Below are 22,668 nucleotides of genomic sequence, written 5' to 3'. Positions count from 1 at the left end.
AACAAATCATTTATAAGTTAAGTTAATCAAAACCTGAACGCGAGTCAATTTAACATGGATATAAAAAATGGTTTTGTGGGTGCTGTAGGAAACACACCACTTATTCGACTGAACAGCTTTTGTGAAGAAACTGGTTGCGAAATCTTGGGTAAAGCAGAATTTCTTAATCCTGGTGGTTCCGTCAAAGATAGAGCCGCATTATACATCATTAAAGATGCTGAAGAAAAAGGATTAATTCAACCTGGTGGTACGGTAGTAGAAGGCACAGCAGGTAATACGGGTATTGGACTAGTACATATTTGTAACGCCAAGGGCTACAAATGCCTCATTATCATTCCTGACACTCAGTCCCAAGAAAAGATGGATGCTTTGCGGGCATTAGGTGCAGAAGTTCGTCCTGTTCCCGCAGTACCCTATAAAGATCCGAACAATTACGTTAAACTTTCTGGCAGAATAGCCTCTGAGATGGAAAATGCTATTTGGGCAAATCAGTTTGACAATTTAGCAAATCGCCGCGCTCATTATGAAACCACAGGTCCAGAAATTTGGTCGCAAACAGACGGCAAAATTGATGCTTGGGTATCCGCAACAGGGACTGGAGGAACCTTTGCTGGGGTGTCAATGTATTTAAAAGAAAAAAATCCAGCCATCAAGTGTGTTGTAGCCGATCCAATGGGAAGTGGATTGTACAGCTATATCAAGACAGGTGAAATCAAGATTGAAGGAAATTCAATTACAGAAGGAATTGGGAACAGTCGCATCACTGCTAACATGGAAGGCGCACCAGCTGATGATGCGATTCAAGTTGACGACAAAGAAGCCCTCAGAGTTGTTTATCAATTGTTGCGAAAAGATGGAATATTTATGGGGGGTTCCACAGGTATTAACGTTGGTGCTGCCGTTGCTTTAGCTAAACAGATGGGACCTGGGCATACTATTGTCACCATTTTATGTGATAGCGGTTCTCGCTACCAATCACGAATTTTTAACCCTGAATGGTTAGAATCTAAGGGGTTAGGGATTGGGGATTAGGGATTAGGGATTGGGGACTGGGGACTGGGGACTGGGGACTAGTACAAATGACAAATGACAAATGACAAATGACAAATGACAAACCAGTAACCCCAGAATCCGATTCTTCCAAAAGTATCCGCGTTTGCCAAAATCGGACTTGTCGCAAGCAGGGTGCTGCAAAAGTCTTAGCCGCCTTTGAAGCACAGTCAGTCCCTGGAGTAACAGTATCGGGTTGTGGCTGTTTGGGACAATGTGGCAATGGACCGATAGTTTTGGTATTGCCTGAAAGAATTTGGTATCGTGGTGTTCGTCCCAACGAAGTACCTCTACTGGTAGAACAGCACCTACAAAGTGTAAAAGAGTGACACCAATGCTCTATTATCGATGTTATCGACGTATTAAGTAGTTAGTGGTTAGTAGGGGCGCAAGGCATTGCACCCGTACAGTAGTTAAAATAACTAGCCGCTAACAACTAGCAGCTAACCACTAACTCCTTTCAATGAATATTCAGCAAATTCGCCAGTCTTTGAGACTCAAGTGGGTGAATTACTACTACAAAAATCGTTCGTGGCTTGTAAAAGTACGAGTGTGGGGAACGTATGACGGATTGCGTCGCCCCTCCTCTAGTTTTATTTTGGCAACTCTGTCTATTTTAGAACCCCAACTCGAGCAACTTCTTCCTTTTCTTGTAGAACTGAATAACGATCCAGATGAAATTGTGTCAGCTTTGGGTCTTAACTTTAACCCTGAAGAGCATTCATATTTATTGAATGGATCTGAAGTATCTCACCAGGTTTCCAATATTTTTTTACAAGAAAATTTGCTCAACGGAATATCTTCAAACTCCAGTACCGCTACTACTGAAGTAGAACGTAAAAATCAATCTGTGACTTCCAGTGAAGTAACGACTGGAACATTATATGAGGATAATTCTTTAACTTCTAATGGAATTGCCATCAAAGAGGAAAGTCAGAACCAGTCTTTATCATTAGGAAATTCTTGTGTTTCTCCTAACGTAGAAAGTGAAAGCGAGACAGTAGAGCCAGTTGCAGTTGCGACTCTTCCTGTCGAAACTAACAATATATCTATTCCATGGTTTTCCTATTTTTCCCAGGAGGTGACGCTTCAAGGCAAATTTTTTCGGTCTCTTGACATCTCCACAGAATTGGAAATTAAAAAAAATTGTACAATTCCTATTGCAGTTGCTACGTCTGAGCGGACAAGCAATAGTACTTATATATCAAATAATGTACTTTTTGATAAAGAAGGGCAAAGAAATTGCGAATCACACTTTGTCATGGATAACAATGCGGAAAGAAAAAGCCCGTTCGTAACAATACCCCAGGAAGATTGTCACAAACAAGAGAATTTATTGCCGAAAAGGCAACTGTGTCATCTAGCCAATTGGGTAGATGATTTTTGCCAAGGCAAGGAATGGAGTGCAGAAGAGCTCAATCCGAAATTGTGAAATGGATGTAAACGTTGCAATTGTTGGTGCAGGTATTTCCGGTTTAAGTGCGGCTTGGGAACTGCACAAATTAGGTATTGAATCTTTAGTTGTATTAGAAGCCAATTCGCGAGTTGGCGGGCGGACTCTCAATTATCCTCTGAAATCAGGAGGTTATGTCGAACAAGGCGGGACTTGGGTGGGACCGACTCAAACAGCTTTACTTGCGTTGGCTGAAGAGATGGGCATAACCACGAAGAGAGGAAAGTTTGAAGGTCAAACACTTTATGGCTTTCGGCAAAAATGGACAATGCTCGAAGCGTCTCCAACATTTGAATCGGAGATTGCTCAACAAGATTTTGCTCGCGCAATGGCAAAGTTTGAAGCTTTATGCTTGACAGTTCCGGTAAAAACCCCTTGGAAGTCTCCTGATGCGGAAGCATTAGATTCGATCGCAATGGGTGCTTGGATTGAGCAAAATACAACAACTGATGAAGCAAAAGCTTGGTTTGAGGGATGCGTGCGCCAAATTTTAAGTGGCGATCCGAATCAAGTTTCCTTTTTGTGGATGCTGCATTTTGTCCATACAGCAGGATTTTACGATCTTCTAGAAACAGCCGAGGAGTTTTGCTTAGTTGGAGGGACGCAACAAATCTCCTTGAATATTGCAGAACGTTTGGGAAACAGGGTTGTGCTTAATGCGCCCGTGACAGAAATATCAGGTTATGATGGTTCTGTTGTTCAACTGATTTCAGAGTATGGAGTTATCCGCGCTCAACAAGTTATTGTGGCAATGATGCCCAAGAGTATAGCCGGTCTTAAATTTCATCCTCCCCTACCTCCTATACACCGCCAACTTATAGAAGGGTGGAAGACAATGAGTTGGATAAAAATCCATGCTGTTTACGAACAACCTTTTTGGCAGGAAAAAATTTCCACTGGTCATTTTCTCAGTATTGATACCAAAATTGAGGCGATTGATATTTCACCAGAAAATGGCAGCAAAGGAGTGATTGTTGGATTGCTAGCTCCCGATTATTCCAAATTACCAGAGTCAGAACGTAAAGAAATTTTCTTGGCATTTCTTAGACAAACTTTTGGTGAGGCTGCACAACAACCTTTAGAATTGGTACAGTTTGATTGGAACGACCAACCTTGGATTGGTGGATGTATTTCGGCGCTACCACCTGGTTTGCTAACTACAGTCGGTTCTGCCCTCAACAGTCCTGCAGGGCGAATTCATTGGGCAGGTACAGAACGTTCTAGTATTTGGGTTAACTATATTGAGGGTGCTATTCGGGCTGGACAAAAAGCTGCTCGTGATGTTGTTGCTTTATTGTAGAAATAACTTTCTTGTGGAAAAAATAACCTTCTTGTGGTAAGAATAACCTTCTTGTGGAAAAAATAACCTTCTTGTGGAAAAAATAACCTTCTTGTGGAAAAAATAACCTTCTTGTGGAACGGGCGTCCCGCCCGTTAGCGAGAGGGCAGGCGAGGACGCCTACCCCACAATCCGGAAGAATTTACTTCTCGTACACATCTGAATCCGGATACTCATAAGAAATAAAAGGCACTTCAACTATTTCACCTTCGACATCTCCTACAAAAACTTTTAACCCTGCACCACCAGCTTTAGTGCGAATGTAACCCAGTCCAAAATGACCATCAAGAGTTTCTGTGTAACTTGTTAGCTTACCAACTTTTTCATCTCCAATAGTAATCGGACTTCCCAATTCAACGGGGGCGGTGAGACGTATACCCCAAAGGTGCTGTTTGACGCCTTTGTAGGTGTTTAAGCGGGTAATGGTTTCTTGTCCTATATAGCAACCTTTGTTCAGAGAAATGGTTTGCCACAATCCTACTTCTAGGGGATTGTAGTCTTCAGTAAGTTCTCGGTCTGGTTCCGGTCGTCCTTGCAATATTCGTAACATATCCCAAGCGCGATCGCTTAACGATACTGCCCCATTTTCAACCAGTTGATTCCAAACTTTTTCTTTTTCAGCAATTGGCAGAGTTAAAGTATAGCCAGGAGAAGCCAAACCACTTCCAACAGCAACTAGAATACTCTTGTCTTCTTGACCAGCAATAGGGATGAGCAGATGAGTTCCGTAAGGTTGACCAATAATAGCCCCAGCTCCTAATTTCTCGATCGCAGGATCGCTCCCCGGTCCAAGGACACTGAAGGTAGCAGTTTCATTAGTTACATCTGTTAATTGCACCTTATCAGCAAAGAAGATGTAGCGATCCAACCATTGCATCAAAAATTCTCGGCGATTTGGTGAAACGAGTAGTAAGACTGCATCATCTTGAATATAAGCTGTTACTAAATCGAGGGTGCGAGCGGTAGAATTTACAAAAACTGTGTCGCATCCTTGACCGGGTTTGAGCTGCTGAATATTGTTAGTGCTTTGATTGTGCAAAAAACGAAGGCGGTCATCATCAGAAATTTTTATGCGTCCCCATGAAGTGCGATCGTACACTACAAGCCCTTCTTGCACGGCTTTGATAGCTGCTGCATCATTGACATCAATTGCAGATGTAGCCATAGTGATGAAAAGTCCCGCTTTCTCACGTTTTTGTCATGAAAATCTTATCAGATCTGAGTTTTCCAGTTCAATAGTCGCAGCGAGCGCCTGATAGATTCGATTGAGCCAACTAGTAAGTAGTGAATATACAATTCTATTAGAAAGGATGGCAGAGTAAGGTCGTTCAGTTTGCGAAAATTCAACCCCTATTGCTAAGCATAAGTAGTTGCAAATTTATAGAGTAGCTCACTACAAATTTATAAAAACTGAATACTATTGAGATTTTTTATATAATAATTTCAAATCATTTGGTCAAAACTTTATTTTAAAAATAAATATATATCAAAAGGTAGATGTAAAAAATAACATCTACCCCGATGAAATACCTTCTTCACTTCAGATAACGCCAAAACACCAACTGTCATTAGCTTGTGGTTAATTATTAAGAAAATTCTTAATCACATTTGCGTAAAAAAAATATAAATTATAAATGTAAACTACTTAATTTCTCAGGAATTTTACATAGTAACCCGTTACGATAGCGCTGAATAGCAATTTAAGACGTAACTGGTTATACAGTATTTTATTTAGTGAAAAAAGAGAAAACTAAAATTTGAATATCTTTATATTAGGGGGCAACAAAATAAGCTTTGTGTCAAGTATCTTAAGGATGGCTTCTATAAATTATCGGTAGAAGTATTACCTAGATGGGTAATAGTAAAGTAAGATTTTACTAATTTCTTTTGGTAAAAAACAAGACATTCTTATCTTATTAACTTAGATAGGAACATAGATAATGAAAAAATAGTCCGTAGCTTAGTGTTCCCAATACAGAAAAGGAAATTTTTTTATTAAGAAAATTTTCTGAATGACTTGTAGTGTCGTTTGTTTAAGTGCCATGTCGCACTCATAACACTCCTATTTAAATTGTCTCACAAAGGTCAAGCAATTTGCAATCAAGCTGAGAACATAGAGGGCAAATCATGAACGGTATCAATAAAAATAGCACCGCTCTTTCACCAGCGAAAAAGACACAAACAAAGCTAGAGTATCAACATAATAATGCAGATTCTAACCCACAACAAACTATTACTAAAAAAACCGATCGAGAATCAGCGCCTCTCTCTTTTAGTCAGCAACGGTTGTGGTTTTTGACTCAGTTGGAGCAGAATCATTCTGCATATCATATTGTGAGAGCATTCCAGTTACATGGAAATCTCAATGTGTCAGTACTGCAACAGACTTTAGATACTATTGTTGGTCACCACGAAGCTTTACGGACTAAGTTCATAGCACAAGATGGTAATCCTCGACAGGTCATTACTGAACCTCGTTCCGTGGAATTCAAGGTTATAGATCTGAAGAACGTTCCAGAAAGAAATGACACAAGCTTTATACAGAATTTGCTCCAGAAAGAGGCGCACCGCCCCTTCAATTTGACATCAGATTTGATGTTACGCGCCTGTTTGATACAACGATCGCCACAAGAACACATCTTGCTATTAGTCATGCATCAGATAGTTGCTGATGATTGGTCAATGAGTGTTCTTTTAGAGCAGTTGGCAAAACTCTACGAAGCCTTCTCGAACAAAAAGCCCAATCCATTATCAGACTTAGCCATCCACTATGTTGATTTTGCGATTTGGCAAAGACAATGGCTTTCAGATGAAGTTCTAGAAAAACAACTGAATTATTGGCAACAGCAGCTAGCAGGTGCAGTCCCTGTATTGGAATTACCTACAGATAGACCGCGACCACCTGTCCAGACATACCAAGGCGCAAGAGAAGCTTTTGTACTTCCCCAGAAATTATCACAAGCACTTGCTAAACTCTCACAACGAGAGGGTGTAACGCTTTTCATGACATTGCTAGCAGCGTTCCAAACTCTGCTGTATCGCTATACTAAACAACACGATATTTTGGTGGGTTCTCCAGTTGCGGGTCGCAATTTACCAGAAATTGAGAATTCAATTGGATGTTTTGTCAATACTTTAGTGTTACGCACCGATATGTCGGGTAACCCTAGTTTTCGAGAACTTTTGCAGAGGGTGCGCTCAGTGGCAATGTCCGCTTATACTAATCAAGATTTGCCCATTGATAAACTTATAGATGAACTTCAACCAGAGCGATCGCTTTCCTATCATCCTCTGTTCCAGGTGATGTTTACCTTACAGAACACATCAAAGCAAACATTGGATTTACCTGGGATTGTCTCAACTCCTTTTGCGTGGGAAAACATAGCCTCTAGATTTGATTTAACTCTCTCCATTGCTGAGACAGAACAGGAATTGAGAGGATTGTGGGAATACAATACAGATCTATTTGAGGCTCCTACAATTCAACGCATGAGCGGACATTTCCAAATGTTGCTAGAGGGAATTGTTGCCAATCCAGAGCAGCCTTTGAGCGAATTGCCACTGCTAACAGCAGCCGAACGCCATCAATTACTTGTTGAATGGAATAATAATCGGGCAGACTACTCTCAAGAACAGTGCATACACAAGTTGTTTGAACAAAGAGTAGAGCAAAACCCAAATGCGCGAGCTCTAGTGTTTGAAAACGAGCAACTCACTTACCAAGAGTTAAATAATCGAGCAAACAAGTTAGCACGCTACTTGAGAACTTTGGGTGTGGGACCAGAGGTATTGGTTAGCATTTATGTGGAACGTTCTCTAGAAATGGTCGTGGGACTGCTAGGAATTTTAAAAGCCGGTGGAGCTTATGTGCCTTTAGACCCTTCATATCCTAAAGAACGTTTGGCTTTCATGCTGGAAAATTCTCAGCCGTTAGTGTTATTGACTCAGGAAAGTTTGAAGACAGAAATAAGCGAATTTACAGAAACAATAGTGTGTTTTGATACTGATTCTTCAGTCATTGCTCAACAATCGGAAGAAAATTTAAACCAAACAGCAGTACCTGTAAACCTAGCCTACGTTATTTATACTTCTGGCTCAACTGGAAAACCAAAGGGCGTCCAAGTCACACACGCCAATTTGTGTCATTATGCACAAGCAATGGGTAACGCACTCTGTATTACAGCAGAAGATGTCTATCTTCATACAGCATCCATTGCGTTTTCTTCTTCTGTTAGACAGTTAATGGTACCTCTAGCTCGAGGTGCAACTGTTAAAATTGCAACACCAGAACAAAGAAAAGACCCAAGAGCGCTTTTTGAGGGAATTAAACAACATGATGTCACAGCGATCGATATAGTTCCCTCTTACTGGCGCAACTGCATTCACGCATTAAATAACCTCAACCCAGAACAACGAGAATTTTTACTGGACAATAAATTACGCCTCATCGTGTCTGCAAGCGAACCCCTACTCTCTGATATTCCTACAGAGTGGAAGTTTGGTTTCCAGCATGGCGCACGATTAATTAATATGTTTGGTCAAACAGAAACCTGTGGGATTGTCGCGACATACCCAATTCCAGAGCAACAGGACGAGCGCGTCAAAATTGTTCCTCTTGGGCGTCCAATTGCCAATACACAAATTTATTTGCTAGACGAACATATGCAACCAGTTCCCATTGGTGTCCCAGGGGAACTGCATATCGGGGGCTTGGGATTAGCGCGAGGCTATCTTAACCGACCAGAACTGACCGAGGAAAAATTTATCCCCGACCCCTTTAGTCAAAAAGAAGGAGCACGTCTTTACAAAACGGGAGATTTAGCGCGTTACTTAGCAGATGGTAATATTGAATTCATTGGACGTCAAGATTACCAAGTAAAAATACGTGGTTTTCGGATAGAATTAGGTGAGGTAGAAGCTGTCTTAAACCAACACCCTAGCGTAGTTCAGACAGCAGTTATGGCATGCGTTGATGCTCTGGGTGATAAACGTTTGGTAGCTTATGTTGTGCCAAATCAAGAACTCGAACCCGTCACAAGTGACTTACGCGGCTTTTTGAAAGAAAAGTTACCCGAGTACATGGTACCGTCAGCTTTTGTGTTACTCGAAGCGCTACCTCTTACTCCTAGTGGAAAAGTTAATCGGGCTGCTCTTCCAGCATACGACTTCTCAAAACTAGATTTAGAAGCAAACTTTGTGGCTCCGCGAGATGAGTTAGAACAACAAATAGCACAAATTTGGGAAGAAGTTTTACACCGCCAACCCATTGGTATTCGAGATAATTTTTTTGATTTGGGAGGGCATTCCTTACTAGCAGTTCACGTATTTGCTCAGATAGAACAGAAATTTGGCAAAAAACTCCCTCTAGCCACTCTCTTTCAATCGGGTACTGTAGAAGCTCTTGCTATTATGCTTCGTTTTCAAGAAGAAAAAGCAGGTGTTACTTCAGAAAATGAAACAGAAACATTTTGGTCATCTCTGGTCAAAATTCAACCTTATGGTTCTAAACCTCCTTTATTCTTAGCCCATGCTCTTGGTGGAGAAACTCTGTGTTATCGAACGTTAGCTATGCATTTAGGAAGGGAGCGACCAGTTTATGGGTTGCAACCACAAGGGCTAGATGAAAAACAACCCCTGTTGACTTCTGTTGAAGACATGGCAGCCCTTTACATCAAAGAAATTCAGACGGTACAGCCCAAAGGTCCGTATTACTTGGGAGGTTATTCCTTTGGAGGTGCGATCGCTTTCGAGATGGCTCAGCAACTTTACAAGCAAGGTGAAACAGTGGCAATTCTTGCTATTCTTGATACCATTCGTCCGGGATGCGATCGCCGATTATCTTTCCGCCACCGCATTCTCGAACATATAGAGAATTTTTCTCAACAGGGAGTGAATTATTTACAATACAAGCTTGTCGGTTGGCGCGAGTGGATCGGGTTCCATATCCAATACCAGTATAAGAAGTTAATGGGCATTCCCGAACCTGTGACTAAGGATGACAAATACTTAGAAATTATGGATACCAACGCTAAAGCTCTCAATCAATATACTTTCCAAACTTATCCCGGTCAAATGACCCTCATGCGGACTTCTGATAAAGATCGAGACGACGCCACGGGTATGCTGTACGATCCGTTGTTTGGTTGGGGTGATTTGGTACGGGGAGGAATCGATGTCCAGCATATTCCTGGTTCTCACTATACCTTGTTGGAAGAACCTCATGTTCGGGTACTAGCAGAGAAATTAAAAAACTGTTTAGAAAATTCATAATTTTTAAAGGGAGTAGGGTGGGCAATGCCCACCATTCGATATTGGTAGGCAATGCCCACCCTACTTCGACTTTTTCATTGTGATTGCCTCACTCTTTCTTACAGGAGGCGGAGCCTCCCGTAAGGCATTCCCAGCCAGAGGCTAGGAACGAGAGAAGTGCTAGTTCCTAGTTCCCAATCGCCAATCGCCAATTGCCAATCGTCAATCCCCATTGCCCCTTATCCCCAGAGGGGGCCCCGAGTTCCCCAATCCCCAATCTACTCCGGTAAACTTGCAAACACCTCTTCAACGACCTGTTTTGTCTTATTTTCTAAAACTTGCCAGTCTACATCACCCGTTTCATCGATTAAACTAGTATCTATCTCAACGTTTTCACTGACTGGTGTGTAGTAGCGAAAACAAACTCGGTAACAGAGTTCCCACAAATCAATACTGACCTGTTGCTCTTGACGCTTTAGGCATAAATGATATCCTGGATGGGGCATGGGTAGAACGGAAAGAGTTTCTCTGATTTCCAAGGCTTGCTCTGGTGTTGCAGCTTCCAGGTCTTGCAGGAGCTTAGTCACTATAGCTTGAGTCTCATCGGTAGTGCCAGTCGGCCAAATCAAGACATCCTGATAAGTTCCTGTCCAAGAAGATACATCAAGCAGCTTGCGAATATTATCGACAACTCGAATAAAAGCTGGTTGCATGAGGATTTCTGCTTGCTGCCATGCTACTGAATCGTTTATTTTAGGTGGCATTGGAATTCACAAAGGTTATTGAAAGAAAAATTAACAACGTGTATTTATTAGAAAACTGCGTTTTACATCCAAATCTTTTCCCAAGATAGCGGATTTTATCCAGGAATATTTGGAGATATTTATTACGCTCTTTTAATCGGGTGTGAACACTGGGGAGTGAAAATGATAGGCAAGTTACTAGATTACCGTTACCAAATCATTAAAGTCCTTGCTACAGGAGGCTTTGGTGAAACATACATTGCTAAAGATACTAAGCGACCGGGCAGCCCCGTCTGCGTTGTCAAGCATTTAAAGCCAGCAAGTTCTGACTCCAAAGTGTTTGACACTGCTAGACGGCTGTTTCATAGCGAAGCTGAAACTTTGGAAAAATTGGGAAATCACGACCAAATACCTCGGCTTTTGGCTTATTTTGATGAAAATCAAGAATTTTACTTGGTACAAGAATTTGTGGAAGGGCATCCCCTTAGCGATGAATTGCATCCGAACCGTCGCTGGAGTGAAGCAAGAGCGATCGCGATGCTTCAGGAAGTTCTCGGTATCTTAAAATTTGTTCACGGTCAAGGCGTTATTCACCGCGATATTAAACCAGATAACATCATCCGTCGCTCTTCAGATGGCAAATTAGTTTTAGTGGATTTTGGGGCAGTCAAGCAATTGCGCGTATCTTCTGGGTACTCTGCCCACACACAATTGTTTACTGTTGCGGGCAATCATTCTGCTACAGTAGCTATTGGGACTCCCGGTTATATGCCCACAGAACAGGGACAAGGCAAACCCCGTCCTAACAGCGATCTGTACTCTTTAGGTATTATTGCTATTCAAGCGCTCACAGGTGTTGCTCCAATGGATTTGCAAGAAGACACCTACACGGGGGAAATCTTATGGCAGCATTTAGTTCCCGTCAGCAATAATTTTGAAGCCGTTTTAAGCAAGATGGTGCGATACCATTTTAAAGATCGCTATCAAAGTGCATCAGAAGCACTCCAAGCGTTACAGTTGTTCGCTCCGACGTCTTCGGTCCCTGTAGAATATGTTAGTCATTCTACAAGCTATCAGGCTCTCAAATATTCATCTCCTGAATCCAGACAGAAAACCATCGCTGTAGCCCCACTCAATCCTGTTGCTCGTTCGCCAATAGAAGCAGCACCTAAATCCACACCAAAAAGTTCTAATGGTAACGGACCAGATTTACTACAGCTATCAATCTTAGCTCTTTTAGCTGGAGGTGCGGCAGCAATTACCCCAACAGTAGTAAAAAATGTTCAAAATGTTGTCTCTAATTTTTCTGATAAAAGTGGTGTAGCATCATCACAAATTTGCTTGGCTGTTATTAAAGAAAATTCCAATATTCGTTCTGAACCCAGTAACCTTTCTGATAGCGTTATAAAAACTATTACAGAAGATAGTAATTTTGAAGTAACAGGTTTGCGAACAAAACGCGGTTGGGTGCAAGTTAAGCTCGATCCTAAAACTTCTGGTTGGGTGCATCCCGAAGTTATTAAAAATAATGAACTTTGGGTTGATTGCTTGCGCGACAAAGGAGTTGCTGTAAAAACAGAGGATGATGAGGATCTCATTACGGCTCGTCCCGTTCCTAAAGCCAAACCAAAACCAGTTGTAAAGCCAAGCCCTTCATCGTCGGAAGATATATTGGATAAGTTACAGGGTAAATCGACTGATGAGTCTGAGATTTTAGAACAAGCCAGAAAGAAATATGAATCTGGAGATTTACAAGGTGCGATCGCATTACTAAAATCTTTGACTTCTAACGCCCCTGCTGTCAAAGAAACAACAGAAATGATAACTCAATGGCAAAAAGATTGGGCTAAAGCAGATGCATTATTTAAAGATATTGATAAAGCACTTGCCGAACGAGAATGGGATAAAGTTTTAGGATATAAAAACGATCCGGAAAAATTACCCGATATTCAGTATTGGCGAGATAAAATTGAGCCACTCTTTAAACAAGCTACTGATAATTTAGACAAACAGGATACTACAACCAATCCTCAAGAATCAAACACTGAGCGTTAATTTTGTTAGTGGTTAGTTGTTGGTTGTTAGTTGTTAATTATTGCTTGTTTGTTATGGATTAATAATTAGAGGTTATTGATTATTAGACTACTAACCACTAACCACTAACTACTAACCATTAACCAATTAAGCTACTTTTTCACTGGTTGAGGTGGAGTTGGTCGTAGTAAACCGGCTGTGAAAAAGTAAACGCGATCGCAATACTCCCCAGAGCTAGAGCAAACAGCTTCAACTGCAACATTGGAAACATTGCTCACATCAAGTGCCAAGGTTGCTGACTGACCTGGAATGACACTTCGACTCTCCGCCTGTTGACCATCCAAGTACACTTTAACGTCAACACTTGTATTCTTTGTGCTGTTGTCGCGCATTCCAAATCCTAAATTTAAAGTTTGAAACACAGGTTGAGGCTGGTTTTCTGGCTTAATATTACAAGTAAGCGAAGCAGAGCGGGAACCCGGTCCTAGATAAAATTGACTAGTATAAACTGCTCTTCCTATAGAAACATCAAGATTTTGCTCGCGAGCAGTGCCAAGCCCACTGTTAACGCATTTGGCGTTTAGCAAAGGTACGGGGCGCTGTGCCTTTTGTGCTTGAGCGATTTCTCCAGTACTAGTGGTGACTAAGGATAAAAGTACACTAGTGGCGATCGCAGGAGCAATTAAACTAGTTTTTTGCATTTTTGTTTAGTTAGTAAATTTGTAGCAGTACGTAAAAACAAAAATAATAATAACTTGGTTTGGTTAGTTGTTAGTTGTCAGTTGTCAGTTGTCTCCTCGTTCCCAGGCTCTGCCTGGGAATGCCTTCACTCTAGGCTCCGCCTTCCGTCTTGAAATTGATACGCTCCGCAGAGCCTCGCACAATGCATTCCCAGCCTCTGGCACCGGAGCGAGAGGTAACTAACGAATGGCACCGGAGCGAGAGGTAACTAACGACTAACAACTAACAACTAACCACTAACACAGTTAATCAACTCTGACACGGAAACGAATGTAGGAGGGGTTACCACTCGAAGCACCAAAAGTGCCAAAGTTAACAATCACTGCACCCCTACTATTTGTCTGACTCAAGCACCTATTATTTGGAGGCAAAGGTGCCAGAGGAGTGAAAAATGTACCTTGGTCTGCACTAGTACCGCTACCAACAACAGCAATCGTACCGTTACTGTAACTTGTGCCTTCTGGAATTAAATCGCAGAATCTGACATCATTGGTATTTTGAGCCAGGAAGTAGATTGTGTATTCGACTTCATCACCACTTTGTAAAGGAGTTTGAAGGTCGCGAACACCACGAACTGGTTGTAACTGGTTGATATTATTGTCATCATCACCAGGTCCGTCATCAAAGGTATTGAAATTGCCACCAATGGACTGATTGTTTCTCAGTACGTTGGTAATCCGCTTGACTAAGCGTAAATTAGGTTCGCCTGCACCGACAGCAGAAGCAGCGAAACCAAAGTCTACTGTGTTCAGATTTTGACCTGCTGCTAGGGTAACGGTTTCTGGTGGAACTAGGGTGGGGGTGAAGTCAGCCGGACGACTGCTCACGGTCACTCTGTAAGTACTTGGTGGTAAGTCGGGGAACAAGTATCTACCATTTTCATCAGTCGTAGCAGAACGATTAATATCGTCAGGCGTACCAAATTGACCGTCGGGTCCTGCACCTGTCAATGTTACGGTAGCGCCACTAATTCCCCTTTCTCCAGAATCTTGAGTGTTATTACGATTTGTATCAATAAAGACAGTATCACCAATAGAACCGAGTTGTGACTGTGTAAAACCAAAATCAGCCGTGTCAAGATTTTGACCTGTGGCTAGAGTGATGGTAGCGGGTGGCGTTTGAGTTGGGTTAGCACCGCCGGGTGGATTGGAGACAACAACTCTGTAGTTTCCGGCAGTCAAATTAGGGAAATTGTATCTACCATTGCTATCAGTTGTGGTAGTACGGCTGATGTCGTCAGGTGTGCCGAACTGACCATCGGGTCCCGCACCTGTTAAAGTAACGGTACGACCACCAAGTCCTGGTTCTCCAGAATCTTGAGTGTTATTACTGTTAGTATCTGTATATACAGTATCGCCAATTGAGCCGAGTGCTTGTTGAGTGAAACCAAAATCAGCTGTATCAAAATTCTGACTGGCTCCCACGGTAATAGTCGTTGGTGGAGTTTGGGTTGGGTTGAAACCAGCCGGTGGGTTGGTAACAGTAACTCTGTAATTTCCCGGTGGTAGATTGGGTATACTGTATCTACCATTAGTATCAGTGGTGGCAGTACGGTTAATGTCGTCAGGCGTACCAAATTGACCGTCGGAACCTGCACCTACTACACTGATGTTGCGATCGCTAATCCCTGGTTCTCCCGGATCTTGAACGCCATTGGCATTAGTGTCAGTGTAAACGGTATCACCAATAGTCCCTTGTGCTAACTGGGTAAAGCCAAAATCAACGGTGTTGATAGTTTGACCTGCCGTTAGGTTAACAAGGTTTGGCTGAGTCAGTGTTGGGTTAAAACCAGCAGGTGGGTTGTTAACAGTGACTCTATAAGTTCCTGGGGGTAAGTTGGTAAAACTGTAATTCCCGTTGTTATTGGTTGTTGTGGTTTGGGACGTATCATCAGGTGTTCCAATTTGACCGTCAGGACCTGCTCCTGTGAGAACGAGGGTGATGTTGGGAAGCCCAGGTTCTCCTGGGTCTTGAACGTTGTTACCGTTAGTATCGGTAAACACTGTGTCCCCGATTGTCCCACCTGCTCCTTGCTGAAAACCAAAATCAACGGTGTTAATTGTTTGACCAGCTGCTAAAGTGACAGGGTTGGGCTGAGTTAAGGTGGGGGTAAAACCTGCTGGGGGGGTGGTAACAGCGACTCGATAAGTCCCTACAGGTAAATTCGTAAAACTATAGATACCAGTGTTATTGGTAGTAGTGGTTTGAGTTGTATCGTCTGCTGTACCCAATTGACCGTCAGTCCCAGCACTCGTTAAAGTGAGGGGGACGTTGGCAATACCTACTTCCCCAGGATCTTGAACGTTGTTACCATTGGCATCGTTGAAAACAGTATCGCCAATTGTACCCGTTGCCCCGGTTGGCGTGCAAATTTGTAATCTTGTAAGACCAATGGTTTCATCTTGTAAGGGATTACCGAATTCTGTTCCCGGTTGATAGGTAATTTGAATTCGATTCACCGGATTGGCGATCGCAACTGAGAGATTACCAAAGGATTCTGTTGTTAAAGCATTCTCATTAATACCTTCTGCAAGGTTGCCAGTCACTCTAACGTATTGACCGGGGGATACCAGGTTGACCCCAACAGCTGTGTTGCCGTTGAATGCGTTGACTGTAACTCTATCTTGATATATGAATTCTCTACCATCAATAGTGTCACGCGCACCATCTCGGTCAATATCTAAAAGGGTCAAGGGTGAAGCTAGCGTAATTGGTTGTGAAAAGTTAATGGTGAGCGTTGCACTACTGCCCACAGGTGCTGGCGAATTGAGTGGAAGACCTATATTAAACCTCAGATTTGGTCCGGGAAGACCACCATAGACATCATTGGTAATTAATGTTTGATTTGGATCGATAACTTGACCGGGAGCGCTTTCGGTAAAGCTAATAGTGGCATTAATTCCATTAATAGTTAGGTTTTGACCAGTAATTCCTGCCAAGTTGTTAGCAGGATTCCAGTTGAGTGTTTGTGCTGTTGTACCAGCCGGACAACTTGTTGCTTGTGCTAATACCTTTCCACCTCCCGAAATACTTCCCAATAAGGGAACTTGTGGCACTGTGAAAAGTAAGGTCAGTAGTGTTTGTTTAAATGTTAAAAACCGAGGGGAAGCTAGTAATTTGTAATTCGTATTTTGTAATTCGTAATTATTACTCCATGGAAGTTTCAGGAGTTTTGAATAAAGTCGCAAAGCTGTTTGTTTCTTTTTCATAACTAAAGTTTGTTGCTCTGTACTTCAAAGAATTAATTAACAATTCATTCGTAATTCATAGTGAAAAATTCAATTACGAATTACGAATTACGAATTACCGATTATTGCGTCGTCGTTCGATTTGTAAATCTTGCTCTTGCTCTTCAATGATGAGTTCGACTCCTCTCACATCTCTGAAGATAATTTCGACTCGACGATCGCGAGCGTAATCAACAACACCTGTACCGCCAGGAACTTTCCTTCGACTTTCACCAAAGGAACGGATGGTCATCCTTTCTGGTTTAATGCCCTTGCGTAATAAATAATTTCTGACAGAGAGCGATCGCCGTCTTCCTAGGGCTTGGTTGTAAGCATCGCTAGCACGGGGATCTGTGTGACCTTGTAATTCAATGACGATGAAAGGATACTGTTGCAGAACTTCTGCCACGCGATCGAGAACTGCTGCACTCTCTTGACTAATAAAGGATTTGTCAAGTGCAAAGTGAACGTTTCTCGGTACTTGTATCCTTATTGGTTCTGGTGGTGGTGGTGGTTCTGGTGGTGGTGGTGGTTCTGGTGGTGCGGGGCGAGATGTACACTGCGGAGGCAGCGCGTTGCGGGGGTTCCCCCCGTTGAAGCGACTGTCGTGAGGTTGAATTCTCTGGGGTTTTGGCTCTGGGGTGGCGTTAGTCGCAGTTCCTCTCTCCCCAATAAATGCCGCAACAGCAGGTTCGGAGGTTCCGTATCTGGGGTCAGTTGCGATCGCGCTGACAATCTCCCCATTTTGTAAATTTTCTACTGTAATACTAAACTTGCCTTTTTCGTCAACTTGTGCATTCCCTAAAGGTTCTCTTAAAGCCCCATAACCGGGTTCGTAGAGTGCTTCCCTACCTGTTTGATAATCGTTCAAACGGTAAATTGTCACGGACGAACCGGGGTCAGCCTTTCCTTGTAAAGTGACGCTATTACCAGTAGGAACAAACGTTCTTGTGGCAAACTCAGGAGCGTTAATTGCCGCATTGCCTGTATCTAATCGGCGATTGGGAGAATTACGTCGGGGATTGGGACCGTCACCTCTTTGAAAATCGCTGACATCCAGATTTCCTTGGGTATTGAGGTCAATGCTCAACCCTTCCAATGCTGCAAATTTGTTGTCAGTAATGACATTGCTCTTAGTATTCGGGAAAGCCGACACCACAACGCCCGGTCCGGTTTGATAGTCAATTTCGTTACCAATTACTTGATGGTTGCTACCCATCAAATAGACTGCTGCTCTTCGCAAACGCCTACCGTTATAAGTGATGCGGTTATTCCTAATTTGAACATCCCCTTCTGGTTTAAACAAATACACACCAGCGCCATCGTTAGCACAAATTAAATTGCCAACAATCTGGGATTTATTCACCACACCTTCAAAACGCAAGGCATCTGGCATTCCTGCTAGTCCGTTACCGACAATAATATTTTCACTAACTACCGTATTTTCAGCACGAACAGAGGTAATAATAGCACTACCTTCATGATAATAAATACGGTTACGACGAATTGTTGCCCCTTGAGAGTTAAAAACATAAACTCCAAAAGCTGAGGTTGTCTCTGGCAATTTTTCATCCAAAGTTAACCCCAACCAGTTGTTTTCGATCGTAACGTTTTTTGGAGGAACGTCTTTTTCGTAAAACGGAAAATCATCATTTGGGGGTTGCTGTTGGCTGGTATTTGGAGGTGGGAGACGATGGGAAATAACTATATCCCCTGGTGGGGTAGTGAGAGTAGCTGGCTTGGGTATGCCATCATATACCAGTAAATTGCCCAGTTGCTGCTTAACGGGGCTAGCGTTAAAACCGTAGATATTTAAACCCCGAATAGCGATGCCATCAGCAACCACTGTTAAACCGCGAAAAATTTCCCGTTCGGGTGCGGGAGTAATCGTCACCACAGGAATGGGGATAGCAATTTCAGCAGTCGCCGAACCCGAAGCATCGTATCCGGGTTGAGTTGTACCATCAATCGCTAATCCAGGAGCAGCTAAATCGGGCAGTTGTTTCTGTAACTGGATGGCAGTAGCGCCCCCAGAAAGATTAAACTCAATGCGAGAACCGCCACCGCTTGCTGGTTGGATTTGCGCTTTTTCTACACTACTCAATTGCTCGGTAGAAAGCGTACCGTTAGCCAGTTCGATAGCTTCCCGTAAAGTTAGCTGCTCGTCAGCCTTAACATCGCCATCTTGATTGCTGTTAACAACAATTCTGAGAGATGCGACAGGACTCGAAGTCCCCTCTGGGGATGGTGGGGCAGTAGGAGAGGGGGCTGTTTGTGAAACATTTCCCCTTGTCCTCTGCCCGTATGCAATACCCGAAGGTAAAAGACAAAGGGCAATGGGTAATAAATAAACCTTACTCTTGAACATCACTTCTCTCCACCACTTAACCTGCGAAAAGCTGATAGCTTTCTGAGGGAATTAATTAGCTTGATTGTGGACTTTTGGAACTCCGTGTTTTGCGGAACCGCTAGTGCTTGAGCTTGTTTCAAACGCTCAATCAGGTTTTTAGAGGGGAGTTGAGAATTTTGCCTCATTCTTCTTCCCCATGCCTGATTCCCCGTTCCCAATCCCCTATTGCTAATTTCCGACTCTTGCTGTTGCTTGGGTACGGGTTTTTGTAATCCAAAGCCACCCAAAAGTTCATTCAGTTTGAGGCTGATATTGACGTAGAAACCTCCTTCAGAGCGGTAACCACTAAAATCACGGTCATAGTCCACACTGCCAAAGCTATAACCCACACCTAAGCGCAGATCGGGTGTTAGGTAATACCCACCTTCTACGGCAACACCAAACTGATTATAATCCGATCCACTGTCAAAGCTTTGACCTATCCAACGTCCTTCTACAGCTAAATCGGTTCGGTAACCGAGTCGGTAAGTGGCTCTAAGCTGTGCTAACTGGGTGTCACTATCGTTGGTCTGGTCGTTTGAGAGATCGCCGCTCGTTGCTAAGCGGAAAGCGTACTTACCATAGAATTCCCACCGCCAGTTAGGAGCATAGATTCCTTCCCCTGAAAGTACGTGAGCGTTTGAGTTACGATCGGTGTTAAATTCTGGGATTGAACCGTAGTTTTGACGCCATTCGTACTTCAGCAATCCATTGAATTTATCGCTGCTTGGATCTCGATAAGCTAGACCTACTCTCAGGTTGATAGCGTCTCCCAAATCGTCCACTCTGCCCACAAATCCAGAAGTGTTAGAGCCAGGGAGATACACCGGAATATTTGCTCCACCTGCTTGTTGAAAGCGCACGAGGGCTGTAAGGGCGGGTGAGAGTTTGCCTGCTGCTGCTGCTGTGATAACGAGGTTATCATCATCATCCCCATCGCGATATTCAAACTTGGCACCAGCTTTAAAGTTGGGATTATCGCTGTAATCCAATCCTACGCTGTAAACGCTACCCGCAAATAGCCCTAGGGAAGCCGTGTTGGAACCCACAACAGAGGTTTGGAATACACCGCCTGCGGCATTGTTATCAAAGATGTTCTTGAAGACGTATTGGTAACCTACGCTCAGTTTCAAGCCAGGAGCAATGCGAGCACCATGATTGATTCCTACAGCACCTTGTCCTTGTAAGCCGTTGAATCCAGATAAAACTGAGTACTGACCGCTCAGGATTGTATCATCTGAAAATTTGTGCTCGACAATCGTGTCTAATGAGGTGATAGAGTTGCCACGTAATACGCTGCTGTCATCGTAAAACTGGTGTGCTAGTCGGAATGTAACTCCTGGATAAGCCTTCCAGTCTAGTGCCAGAGTTGTTCTGTTGGGATAGAGTGGGTCGTTATCGTCCAAATTCAATTCATTTTGCGCTTGGAAGGTCAAAGATTGAGTGAGTGGAAGCTTGAGCCGAGAAACTAATTGGCTAGCATCGCCTTCAAATTGGTCGCCTACACGGTCATCGCGGGAACGGTTGACATATTCCAAACTGAAATCGGAAAGGCGACCAATAAATTTAAATTTTTGTAAAATTCCAGCGCGGATGGTTTCTAGTTCGTTGTTGACTCTAGAACCAAAACTGGCGGCTGGTGGTTCTGGATTGAATACGTCAAAAAACGGTGTAGCACCTAAGGAACGCCCGAAGTTCTCTTCGTAGTCGTATGCGGCTGTCAGGAAGGTGGTATCGGTGACTCTTGCTAAAAGAGAGCCTCCATAGCGTGTTTGTCCTGCTGTATAGCTAAAGGTGGCGTTGTTTGAGAAATCTTCGTCAGAAGAACGATAATAGGCTCTTGCTTGAAGGCGATCGCCAATATTACCAATGGCTTCCAATCTATAAGCATTACCCGTTCCATCTCCTCCACTGAGGAGGCTACCGCTAGAGCGAGCAAATTCCCCAATAATTTGACTGCCATTTCCTAAAGAAACAAGAAAATCCGCTCCATACAGTTCAAAGTCTTGACCATCTTGGTATTCTCGCAAGTAACTACCACCCAGGAACGTTTTATTATCTGTTTCCTGAGAAACGTTGAATTGTACCCGCCCACCAAGAAGAGTAGACCTTTCCCTTCCTTCGTCCGGTTGGTAGGAGATAACAAGCCGCCGCACTTTAGTGGGACCAAAAGGCTGTGTTGCTATGGCCAATCGGGAGTTATAAAGCTTAACTGTTCCTCGGTAATAGTCAATTTCGTAATCGCGAGCGCGAAAGAGTTGTTTGCGGTTTAAGACTGTACCGGGACGGTTAATCTCTTCTTCTTCTAAATAAACGCTTTCACTACCAGGAAGCACCAAACGCCGTGACAAGAAGTAGTCACCACTTGTACCGTCAGGCACGATAATATCTCTGACATAGCCTTCTATGTTATTGGCGTATAAACCTGTTATTTGAACGGGACCAAAGCTGTAGTTTCCCTTGAAGCCGTGTAGTTGGCGGTTTGTAGCCGTATACAGTTGGGAAGTTCTAGCAAATTCTTCAGTGTTGTAGTCCCCCCACATGGCATAGTCAGGATCGGCTCCTGTCACGGGGCTGCTGCGCTCAAAGCGAAGATAAACACTGTCTATTGACGGGGCTGTGGAAGTAACGGTAGAACTGTCACCGTAAACGGGATATTGTTGTTCGCAAAATTGATCTGGTTTGCCAAATAAGCGCACATTGCCTTCGCAATCTTCATTAAGAGGGCGATCGCTGTTATATGCTCCTGTAAACAACCAATCTCCGACTTTACCCGTAGCAAAGACGGCTGCATCTAAATCTACCTCTGTTCCTTCATCCAAATCTTCTGGAACAAATTCGCGAAAACTCCCCCAGTAATTTGTGCCACGAGCGCCTATCCGTAAATTCACTACCCCAGTTGCCAATGAAGGGCGCAAGTAGGTTGTAAATTCTACCTGTGTATATGCTTCAATCGGGGTATTTTTGAACTTTTGAATGACTGAATTGTCTGTTTGTTGGGGAAAATGTGTATCGTTTAAAACACCTCTTTGTCCAAAAAACGGTGAATCTTTGATGACATCCCTGTCTCTTCGGAAGGGATTTTGTGTCCTTATACTTTCTACCGCCGCCCGCACGCGAACTTGTTGAGGTTTGATATCAGATTGCAAAGTGGCTGTAAATTCTCCACCACGTGCTATTACCTGAAACCCCCCTTGGTCTTTATCTTGGTCAGCGCCTATAAATTTACCCGCACTAGATGTCAGGGTAACTACTATATCCTCACGGATAATTTGACCGTTTTCATCAGTCACCTGTCCCGTGAATCTGATAGTAGAACGTCCATCTGCCTGAACTCGCGGATCTCCAACAGGTACAATATCAATTTTTATCTTGTCACCAATGACTTCTGAGGGAGTGGAGATTGGGGCTTGGGGATTGGGGATTGGGGATTGGGGATTGGG

At 43.2% G+C, this 22,668-nt stretch carries 11 protein-coding genes and 1 pseudogene; 6 read left to right on the top strand and 6 right to left on the bottom strand.

The annotated features are described in order from the left end of the window. Positions 1-54 precede the first annotated feature (54 nt). The 4 genes and pseudogenes from ACKTT2_RS46810 (at position 55) to ACKTT2_RS46795 (ending at position 3,803) form a co-directional block, all read left to right on the top strand. Positions 55-1,032: a cysteine synthase A gene (locus ACKTT2_RS46810; RefSeq protein ID WP_407899665.1), complete on the top strand. Its 978-nt coding sequence runs from the start codon at positions 55-57 to the stop codon at positions 1,030-1,032. Between the two features lie 68 nt (positions 1,033-1,100). Next, positions 1,101-1,420 (top strand): annotated as a pseudogene (locus tag ACKTT2_RS46805) ((2Fe-2S) ferredoxin domain-containing protein). Between the two features lie 93 nt (positions 1,421-1,513). Continuing rightward, on the top strand, positions 1,514-2,482 hold the full coding sequence (locus ACKTT2_RS46800; protein WP_407899663.1) for a DUF5331 domain-containing protein: 969 nt from the start codon (positions 1,514-1,516) through the stop codon (positions 2,480-2,482). Position 2,483: 1 nt separating this feature from the next. Further along, positions 2,484-3,803 carry a flavin monoamine oxidase family protein gene (locus tag ACKTT2_RS46795; protein ID WP_407899661.1) on the top strand — a complete coding sequence of 440 codons (1,320 nt, stop codon included), beginning with the start codon at positions 2,484-2,486 and terminating at the stop codon, positions 3,801-3,803. Between the two features lie 181 nt (positions 3,804-3,984). On the opposite strand, the gene ygfZ is transcribed toward ACKTT2_RS46795, so the two are convergent. Next, positions 3,985-5,007: a CAF17-like 4Fe-4S cluster assembly/insertion protein YgfZ gene (gene ygfZ, locus ACKTT2_RS46790; RefSeq protein ID WP_407899659.1), complete on the bottom strand. Its 1,023-nt coding sequence runs from the start codon at positions 5,005-5,007 to the stop codon at positions 3,985-3,987. 962 nt (positions 5,008-5,969) lie between these two features. Here ygfZ and ACKTT2_RS46785 point away from each other — a divergent pair. Next, on the top strand, positions 5,970-10,112 hold the full coding sequence (locus ACKTT2_RS46785; protein WP_407899657.1) for a non-ribosomal peptide synthetase: 4,143 nt from the start codon (positions 5,970-5,972) through the stop codon (positions 10,110-10,112). A gap of 257 nt (positions 10,113-10,369) precedes the next feature. Here ACKTT2_RS46785 and ACKTT2_RS46780 read toward each other — a convergent pair whose 3' ends face one another. Beyond that, entirely contained in the window at positions 10,370-10,855 is a 486-nt protein-coding gene (locus ACKTT2_RS46780) for a hypothetical protein (protein WP_407899655.1), read from the bottom strand. A 162-nt stretch (positions 10,856-11,017) separates the two neighbouring features. Between ACKTT2_RS46780 and ACKTT2_RS46775 the strand changes: the two genes are divergently transcribed. Then, positions 11,018-12,889: a protein kinase domain-containing protein gene (locus ACKTT2_RS46775; protein ID WP_407899652.1), complete on the top strand. Its 1,872-nt coding sequence runs from the start codon at positions 11,018-11,020 to the stop codon at positions 12,887-12,889. A 131-nt stretch (positions 12,890-13,020) separates the two neighbouring features. Here the strand turns inward: ACKTT2_RS46775 and ACKTT2_RS46770 are convergent, their stop codons facing one another. The 4 genes from ACKTT2_RS46770 to ACKTT2_RS46755 form a co-directional block, all read right to left on the bottom strand. Beyond that, on the bottom strand, positions 13,021-13,569 hold the full coding sequence (locus ACKTT2_RS46770; RefSeq protein ID WP_407899650.1) for a hypothetical protein: 549 nt from the start codon (positions 13,567-13,569) through the stop codon (positions 13,021-13,023). A 285-nt stretch (positions 13,570-13,854) separates the two neighbouring features. After that, positions 13,855-16,818, bottom strand: a complete 2,964-nt coding sequence (locus tag ACKTT2_RS46765; RefSeq protein WP_407899648.1) for an SdrD B-like domain-containing protein — start codon at positions 16,816-16,818, stop codon at positions 13,855-13,857. Positions 16,819-16,912: 94 nt separating this feature from the next. Continuing rightward, positions 16,913-19,204, bottom strand: coding sequence for an OmpA family protein (locus tag ACKTT2_RS46760; RefSeq protein ID WP_407899646.1), 2,292 nt, complete (start codon positions 19,202-19,204; stop codon positions 16,913-16,915). Continuing rightward, positions 19,204-22,668 (bottom strand): hypothetical protein (locus ACKTT2_RS46755; protein ID WP_407899644.1); only part of this gene is annotated, 3,465 nt, incomplete at its 5' end. The genes ACKTT2_RS46755 and ACKTT2_RS46760, both read right to left, overlap by 1 nt.

Origin of the sequence: Scytonema hankhaensis NUACC26 (assembly GCF_045865695.1) — a bacterium.
In the GTDB taxonomy this organism is placed as follows: Bacteria; Cyanobacteriota; Cyanobacteriia; order Cyanobacteriales; family Nostocaceae; genus Scytonema.
The sequence above is the reverse complement of the archived record's forward strand: the minus strand, read 5'-3'. Positions and strand labels throughout refer to the sequence as shown.